The sequence below is a fragment of the uncultured Wocania sp. genome (assembly GCF_964021735.1).
In the GTDB taxonomy this organism is placed as follows: Bacteria; Bacteroidota; Bacteroidia; order Flavobacteriales; family Flavobacteriaceae; genus Wocania_A.
This window is the reverse complement of sequence record NZ_CAXIBN010000140.1, coordinates 1-8,043: the sequence shown is the minus strand read 5'-3', so window position 1 is coordinate 8,043 and position 8,043 is coordinate 1. Positions and strand designations below refer to the sequence as shown.

9 protein-coding genes are annotated in these 8,043 nt (G+C 33.3%); 8 read left to right on the top strand and 1 reads right to left on the bottom strand.

Translation table 11 applies throughout. The features are described from left to right. Positions 1-1,676: S9 family peptidase (locus AADI82_RS11690; protein ID WP_341216610.1), on the bottom strand; the 1,676-nt coding region annotated here is incomplete at its 3' end. Positions 1,677-1,798: 122 nt separating this feature from the next. Here AADI82_RS11690 and AADI82_RS11685 point away from each other — a divergent pair. The 8 genes from AADI82_RS11685 to AADI82_RS11650 are packed head-to-tail and all read left to right on the top strand — an operon-like array spanning position 1,799 to position 8,033. Next, positions 1,799-2,458 carry a metal-dependent transcriptional regulator gene (locus AADI82_RS11685; protein WP_341216609.1) on the top strand — a complete coding sequence of 220 codons (660 nt, stop codon included), beginning with the start codon at positions 1,799-1,801 and terminating at the stop codon, positions 2,456-2,458. Further along, positions 2,445-3,242: a transporter gene (locus AADI82_RS11680; RefSeq protein ID WP_341216608.1), complete on the top strand. Its 798-nt coding sequence runs from the start codon at positions 2,445-2,447 to the stop codon at positions 3,240-3,242. The genes AADI82_RS11685 and AADI82_RS11680 overlap by 14 nt, the downstream gene beginning before the upstream one ends. A gap of 3 nt (positions 3,243-3,245) precedes the next feature. Further along, positions 3,246-4,157: a zinc ABC transporter substrate-binding protein gene (locus tag AADI82_RS11675; protein ID WP_341216607.1), complete on the top strand. Its 912-nt coding sequence runs from the start codon at positions 3,246-3,248 to the stop codon at positions 4,155-4,157. 45 nt (positions 4,158-4,202) lie between these two features. After that, the gene (locus AADI82_RS11670) at positions 4,203-5,000 is read left to right on the top strand and encodes a metal ABC transporter ATP-binding protein (RefSeq protein WP_341216606.1); all 798 of its coding nucleotides are present in this window, start codon (positions 4,203-4,205) and stop codon (positions 4,998-5,000) included. Further along, positions 5,000-5,383, top strand: coding sequence for a hypothetical protein (locus AADI82_RS11665; protein ID WP_341216605.1), 384 nt, complete (start codon positions 5,000-5,002; stop codon positions 5,381-5,383). The genes AADI82_RS11670 and AADI82_RS11665 overlap by 1 nt, the downstream gene beginning before the upstream one ends. Positions 5,384-5,388: 5 nt before the next feature. Then, positions 5,389-6,510, top strand: coding sequence for a metal ABC transporter permease (locus AADI82_RS11660; RefSeq protein WP_341216611.1), 1,122 nt, complete (start codon positions 5,389-5,391; stop codon positions 6,508-6,510). Further along, a complete protein-coding gene (locus tag AADI82_RS11655; protein ID WP_341216604.1) occupies positions 6,503-7,663 on the top strand; it encodes a metal ABC transporter permease in 1,161 nt (386 codons plus the stop codon). The genes AADI82_RS11660 and AADI82_RS11655 overlap by 8 nt, the downstream gene beginning before the upstream one ends. Before the next feature lie 10 nt (positions 7,664-7,673). Further along, positions 7,674-8,033 carry a YraN family protein gene (locus AADI82_RS11650; RefSeq protein ID WP_341216603.1) on the top strand — a complete coding sequence of 120 codons (360 nt, stop codon included), beginning with the start codon at positions 7,674-7,676 and terminating at the stop codon, positions 8,031-8,033. Positions 8,034-8,043: the final 10 nt, after the last annotated feature.

Genomic DNA, 8,043 nt, shown 5'->3' with positions numbered 1-8,043 from the left:
GCAACTACAGCAGCTTTAAATCGGTTGTTTTTTCCAATAATCCACGCCGTCATAATACCGCCTGCGCTTCCGCCGGTAACAAAAAGTTTATTGTTATCTACGATGCCATTTTCAACCAAATAATCAACACCATCCATAACATCGTTATAATCTTCTCCAGGGTAATTATTGTATAATAAATTTGCGAATTCCTCACCATAACTTGTGCTTCCACGCGGATTTGGATAAAAAACCACATACCCTTCAGCAGCATACAATTGAATTTCTGCAGTAAAACGATCGCCATAATTTAAAATTGGCCCACCATGATTTTCAACTAATAAAGGGTATTTTTTTGAAGCATCATAAAAAGGTGGTTTTACAATCCATCCTTGAACTTCTCTACCATCAAAAGATGATTTATACCAAATTTCTTCGGTTTGACCTAATTCTCTATAATCTAAAACATCGGCATTCAAATTGGTAATACGATTAACTGATTTTTTGTTTTGTATAACTGCTAAATCTGCAGGATAATCTGGTGTTGATTGTGTGAAAGCAACAACGCCATCTTTTGAAACCGAATACGAGCCAGAAGCATAAGGGCGACCAATGGTCGTTCCGCCTAAATTGTCTGCAAGTTTTGTTATTTGCCCTGAGATAGTTATATGAGCAATTTTAGAATTCCCTTTATCATCATAAGTAAAATACAATCCTTTTCCTGAGTTATCCCAAGAAATATTAGACACACTTCTATCTAAATTTGAAGAAATAATTTGCCGTTTATTTCCATCAGAATTCATTATGTTTAATTGCGTGGTTTGAAACGTTTGTACTTTATCTTTATACGATAAAAAAGCAACTGTTTTTCCATCTGGTGATACTTTTGGCGAGTAATCTGGTCCATTTTGACTAGTAAGCGTAGTAATTTGTTTTGTGTTTGTATCAACTTTATATACTTCGCTATTTCTAAATTCATATTCCCAATTATCGCTTCTATTAGCTGAAAAATAAATAGTTTGCCCATTAGGAGAAAAAGAAAAGTTTCCGCTATGATTATAATTACCCGAAGTAATTTGTCTTGGCGTTCCACCATCAGCTGGAATTGTAAAAATATGAGTGAATCCAGGTTCCATATAGCCTTTTCCGTCTGCTTCGTGCTTCAATCGGTCAGTTATTCTAGCAGGTTTTGCCCATATTGCACCTTTTGGTTTGGCAGGCATTTTTATAACTACTGGTGCTTTTTCCGAAACAAACATAGTAAATGCGAGCTGTTTTCCATCAGGCGACCAAGTTAATGATGCTGGAGATTTTTCTAACTGAGATAGTTTGGCGATTTGTCCAGAATTAACCCAAAACATATATAATTCTGAGCCTTCTTCGGTTGAACTTGTAAAGGCAATTCTATCTCCATTTGGCGACCAACATGCTTGCGACTCACTAACTTCTCTTGATGTTAATTTTCTATGAGAAGATCCATCAGTATTAATAATCCAAAGGTTGCCTTTTGAGTTATCTTTCATAATATCAAAACCGTTTCTCTTATAAACAATTTGTTTTCCGTTAGGAGAAATTTGTGGATCTGAAACCCATTCTAACTCAAAAACATCCAACGGTTTAAAAGGTTCTTTTTTTATTTGACTACAAACGGTATTGACAAATACTACTGAAGCTAGAAAAACAACGAAACGATTCATATACAAATTCTTATTAAAAAGTTTAAAGTTAATAATTATAGTGTTTGGTTTGATAATTAATTTTTTTAGTTATATTTGAAAAATATTTAAGCTTGCTTAAATATTTAATTAAACAAGCAACAATGTCGATAGCAGTAGAAAATTTTGTAAAAGCCATTTACAAAAACGATAAGAATGACAGTAATGATACCAAACCTGGTAATATCGCTAAGAAACTTGGTATATCTAACGCAGCTGCCACAGATATGGCTAAGAAATTAGCGACTAAAAACTTACTCCATTACGAAAAGTATCAAGAATTAAAACTTACAGAAAAAGGCACAAAAATGGCACTTAATGTAGTGCGAAAACATAGGCTGTGGGAATCTTTATTATTTAGAATGTTTGATATGTCGTTGCACGAAATTCACAGAGAATCTGAATTACTAGAACACCAAACATCAGATTTTTTAGCAAATAAAATTAGTGCCTACTTAGGCAATCCTAAGTTCGATCCGCATGGAGATCCAATCCCAAACGCACAAGGAGAAATTACCACGAAAGACACATCAATTGCATTGTCTAATTCAAAAGAAGGAAAAACTTATACCATATCACGATTAATGAGTGATGACAAAGAGTTTTTTGATTTTTGTGCTTTAAATGGATTGAAATATGGTAACACTGTTGTGGTAACCAAACAATTCAGCAAAAATAAAATGACTCAAATTTTAATAAACAATAACACTATTCTTTTAAATCAAGATTTTACAAACATTATTTACGTCAATGAGACTAACTAAATTTTTATTTCTTACTTTATTAGTAAGTTCACTATCAACTCTTGCACAAGAAGAAACCACTCTTGGTGCGCTTATTACAGATAGACCAGATGCTACCGAATCACCTACGGCTATGCCTAAAGGATTTTTGCAAGTAGAAACAGGTGCTTTTTATGAATCTTTTGAAGAAAACAATGTTAAAACAGAAGATTTCACTTTTAATACAACCTTAATTAGATACGGTTTATTAGACAATCTAGAATTACGTTTAGGTTGGGATTTTGTAGAGGGGAAAACTAAATTTAACGGAAATACTTTAAACAATGTTTCAAGTGGATTCAATCCGTTATTACTAGGTTTCAAAACAGGCATAGTAAAAGAAAATGGTTGTTTTCCCGAAATAGGTTTTTTAGGTCATTTATATATGCCTTTTACAGCGGGTACAGATTATAAGCCAGAAACTACAGGCGTAGATTTTAGATTCGCATTTGCACATACATTAAGTGAAAACGCTAGTTTATCATACAATCTTGGTGCGGCTTGGGGAAATGATTCTCCCGAAGCCTCTTACGTTTACACCATTGCTTACGGACACAGTATTACTGATAAGTTAGGTGCTTATGCGGAATTGTACGGAGACTTGCCAGAAAACAATAAAGCCAACCACCTTTGGGATGCTGGTTTAACCTATTTGATAAACAACAATGTGCAATTAGACGCCACAGTTGGGTCAAGCATCACAAAAGGGCAAGACATATTATTAAGTGCTGGAGTAAGTTTCAGAATACCTTCAAATCAAAATTAAAACATGAAAAAAAATATACTTTTAATTCTTATAGTAGCAATTATTTTTAGCTGTAAAAACAACAAACAAGAAAACGGAAAACTCAACATTGTAACCACAACCACAATGATAACAGATTTGGTAAAAAACATTGGTGGCGACTTTGTTAATTTACAAGGTTTAATGGGAAGCGGTGTAGATCCGCATTTATATAAAGCAAGCGAAGGCGATGTGTCAAAATTAGTAAATGCCGACATTATTTTTTATAACGGATTACATCTTGAAGGAAAGTTAGTTGAAGTGTTTGAGAAAATGGGAAACAAAACAAAAACGCCTATTGCGTTAGCTGAAGAAATTGATAAAACCACCTTAATTGGATCTGACTATTTTGCTTCAAATTACGACCCGCATGTTTGGTTTAATATTGCCTACTTCAAGCAATTTACTAAAAAAGTAACTTTGGTACTATCTGAAAAAGATCCTGAAAATGCCATAAATTATAAAGAAAATGAAAAGCAATATTTAAAAAAATTAGATGCGCTTCAAAATAAAATAAAAAACATTATTGAAACACTTCCGAAAGAAAAAAGAATATTAGTAACAGCACATGATGCCTTTAATTATTTTGGAAAAAATTATGGTTTCGAAGTTGTAGGGTTGCAAGGTTTATCAACAGCAACCGAAGCTGGTGTTAAAGATGTTCAGAAATTAGCGAAATTTATTATTGAAAAAAATGTAAAAGCTATTTTTGTAGAAAGCTCTGTACCAAAGCGCACTATTGAAGCGCTACAAGCTGCAGTAAACTCAAAAGGGCATAACGTAAAAATTGGTGGCACACTATATTCTGATGCTTTAGGAAACGCTGACACTGTTGAAGGTACCTATATTGGTATGTTTGAGTATAATGTAAATACTATTGTTAATGCATTAAAATAATTCCTGCGAAAGCAGGAATCTCATCAAAGATAGTTGAATTTTAAAATGGAAAAAGAACTAAATAAAAATATAAGAGATAGTAATTCTATTTATAAGACTTCTGCCTCCGCAGGAGTAATAGCAGTACAAGTAGACGATTTAACTGTAGCCTACAACTACAAACCCGTGCTTTGGGATATTGATTTAGAAATTCCCGAAGGTGTACTTATGGCCATTGTTGGACCAAATGGTGCAGGAAAATCAACATTAATAAAAGCTATTTTAGGCATTTTAAAACCCATTGCAGGTAGTGTTAGTATTTACAAAAAACCTTATGAAGAACAACGTAAATTAGTAGCCTACGTGCCTCAAAAAGGAAGTGTAGATTGGGATTTTCCAACCACCGCTTTAGATGTTGTAATGATGGGAACTTATGGCGGTTTAGGCTGGATTAAACGCCCAAAACAAAAAGAAAAAAAAGCGGCACTTGAAGCTTTAGAGAAAGTGGGCATGTTAGCTTTTAAAAATCGACAAATAAGTCAGCTTTCTGGTGGGCAACAGCAACGTATCTTTCTAGCGCGTGCTTTGGTACAAAATGCTTCTATTTATTTTATGGATGAGCCATTTCAAGGCGTTGATGCCACAACCGAAATCGCCATTATTAATATTTTAAAAGAATTACGAAAAGCAGGCAAAACAGTCATCGTTGTTCATCACGATTTACAAACTGTACCCGAATATTTTGATTGGGTTACTTTTTTAAATGTAAAGAAAATTGCAACAGGACCAGTTAAAGATATTTTCAACGATGATAATTTAACCAAAACCTATGGCATAAATTATAAAGTGAGTATTCAAGAGTAATGGATAGCATTCAATCTATACAGATATTCGTAGCAATAAATTTATTTATTGTGGGTTTGTCTCATTTTATTCGTCCAAAAATCTGGGTTGATTTTTTTGAATTTTTACATTCTAAAAACAATGTTGGAAATATTATCAATGCTTTAATTGCTTTAGGAATGGGTTCTATTATTTTAGCATTTCATTTTATTTGGAAAGGCTTTGAAGTTTTAATTACATTATATGGTTTATCACAAGTAATAAAGGGGCTAGTTTATTTAATTTTTCCATCAATTGGCATAAAAAACATTGGAAAAGTTACACCAGAAAAGGCTAGTACATTTAAATGGTCTGGACTTATTATGGCTTTAATTTCAACAACTATTTTTATTAATTTAATCTAACTATTATAGACTTAACAGAATACATACAGCTTGTTTTTACAGATTACACGTTAAGAACAATCACGCTAGGAACAGCAATTCTTGGAGCTGTAACTGGTATGCTTGGTAGTTTTGCGGTACTTAGAAAACAAAGTCTTTTGGGTGATGCTATTTCGCATGCATCTTTACCAGGAATTGCCATTGCTTTTTTAATTACCGGAGCAAAAGATAGTAATACACTTCTTTTAGGAGCTTTGGTAAGTGGTTTAATTGGAACTTTTTGGATTCGTGGTATCATAACAAAAACACACTTAAAATCTGATACAGCATTAGGTTTAATTCTATCTTTATTTTTCGGGTTTGGGATGCTATTGCTCACTTTCATTCAAAAACAACCTAATGCGAATCAAGCAGGATTAGATAAGTACTTGTTTGGTCAAGCTGCAACATTAGTAGAAAGTGATGTTTGGATGATGGCAATTGTTACAGGAATTTGCTTGTTCGTATTACTCCTTTTTTGGAAAGAATTTAAAATCCTTTTGTTTGATGCAGATTACACAAAAACCTTAGGGTTCAACACTAAGTTTATCGATATCTTGATTACCTCATTTATTGTTTTAGCTATTGTTTTAGGCTTACAAACTGTTGGTGTCGTTTTAATGAGTGCTATGTTATTGGCACCTGCTGCTGCAGCTCGCCAATGGACAAATAGTTTGAGCACCATGGTTTTTCTAGCTGCTATTTTTGGTGCTTTTTCAGGGGTTTTCGGAACCGCAATTAGTGCAAGTCAAAACAACTTATCAACAGGACCCGTAATTGTTCTCGTTGCTGCTGTTTTTGTGGTGTTTTCATTTATATTTTCTCCTAACCGTGGATTACTATTTAAACAAATCCGTTTTATAAAAAACAGACGCGATTTAGAACTTCATAAAACCTTGGCTTTTATGTATCATATTGCTGAAACTCACGAAAATATTTCACATCCGCATGCTATTAAAATATTGAATAATTTTCAAGGTTACACCAGAGGAACACTTCAAAAGTTAGTAAAGAAAAGCTACGTAAAACTAGATGGAAATATGTGGAGTTTAACTGAAGATGGTTTTAAAACTGCTGCTAATTTATACAATCAACAATCTAATGAATAGTGCACAAATAGAAATACAACTAATTGCAAGTTTAGTGGCTGTGGCTTGTGCTATTCCAGGCACATTTTTAGTGCTTCGTAAAATGGCCATGATAAGTGACGCTATTAGCCATTCTATTTTACCAGGAATCGTAATTGGGTTCTTTATTACACACGACCTAAATTCTCCTCTACTTATTTTATTAGCTGCATTAACAGGAATTATTACGGTAGTTTTAGTAGAATATATTCAAAAAACAGGATTAGTAAAAGAAGATACCGCCATTGGATTGGTATTTCCCGCATTGTTTAGTATTGGCGTTATTATGATTGCCAAAAACGCCAATGATGTGCACTTAGATGTTGATGCCGTTTTATTAGGTGAATTGGCTTTTGCTCCTTTTGATAGATTACTAATTTCTGGAGTTGATGTTGGCCCAAAATCATTATGGATTATTGGAATTATTTTAATCATTACAATTGCACTATTAATTGCTTTTTTTAAAGAATTAAAGGTAAGCACTTTTGATGCTGGTTTAGCAGCTTCACTTGGATTTTCACCAGCTATTATGCATTACGGGTTGATGTCGGTATCCTCAGTAACAACCGTTGGTGCTTTTGATGCTGTTGGTGCTATTTTGGTTGTTGCGCTAATGATTGCGCCTGCGGCAACCGCATATCTTTTAACAACTAATTTAAAGAAAATGCTTGTTCTTGCCATAACATTTGGAGTCTTTAGCGCCATTTCTGGCTATTGGTTTGCGCATTGGCTCGATGCCTCAATTGCTGGCTCCATAACAACGATGTTAGGATTACTCTTTTTAGTTGTGTATTTATTTGCTCCTAGTAAAGGTATAATTGCTGTGTTATACAGAGAAAAACAACAACGTACCGAAGTATCATTACTTACTTTTTTACTCCATTTAAAAAATCATAACGAAGAAGAAGAACGACATGTAAATCATTTAAACGAACATATTAATTGGCAAAAAGTACGCTCTAAAACTGTTTTAGATTTGGCTTTAAAAAATAATATGATTTCAATTGAAAATAGCATTGTGTCTTTAACTGAAAAAGGAGACGATTTTACCTCTCAAGCTATTGATTATATTATTACCAACGAAGATGCAGAAATTGAACATATGAAAGACGATTTCTTTTTGTTTAGAGGGTAAATTAAATATTATGGCACAACACAACGAACTTGGTAAAAAAGGAGAACAACTTGCAGTCGATTTTTTATTGAAAAATGGATATGAGATTATTGAACGTAATTACCGTTTTGATAAAGCCGAAGTTGATATTATTGCGAAAAAGGATGATATTCTTGCTATTATTGAAGTAAAAACACGATCGTCAGTAGATTTTGGAAATCCGCAAGATTTTGTAAAACCAAAACAAATTCAACGACTCGTAAAAGCGGTTGATGAATATATTACTGCAAATGATTTAGATGTGGAAGTGCGTTTTGATATTGTCGCTATTGTTAAAGAAGGTAAATCTTTTAGTATTGAGCATTTAGAAAATGCTTTTTATCATTTTTAATTGCCTCGCT

Coding starts and splice junctions, on each gene's coding strand:
- AADI82_RS11685 (WP_341216609.1), top strand. CDS start 1,799: ATGTCGATAGCAGTAGAAAATTTTGTAAAAGCCATTTACAAAAACGAT.
- AADI82_RS11680 (WP_341216608.1), top strand. CDS start 2,445: ATGAGACTAACTAAATTTTTATTTCTTACTTTATTAGTAAGTTCACTA.
- AADI82_RS11675 (WP_341216607.1), top strand. CDS start 3,246: ATGAAAAAAAATATACTTTTAATTCTTATAGTAGCAATTATTTTTAGC.
- AADI82_RS11670 (WP_341216606.1), top strand. CDS start 4,203: ATGGAAAAAGAACTAAATAAAAATATAAGAGATAGTAATTCTATTTAT.
- AADI82_RS11665 (WP_341216605.1), top strand. CDS start 5,000: ATGGATAGCATTCAATCTATACAGATATTCGTAGCAATAAATTTATTT.
- AADI82_RS11655 (WP_341216604.1), top strand. CDS start 6,503: ATGAATAGTGCACAAATAGAAATACAACTAATTGCAAGTTTAGTGGCT.
- AADI82_RS11650 (WP_341216603.1), top strand. CDS start 7,674: ATGGCACAACACAACGAACTTGGTAAAAAAGGAGAACAACTTGCAGTC.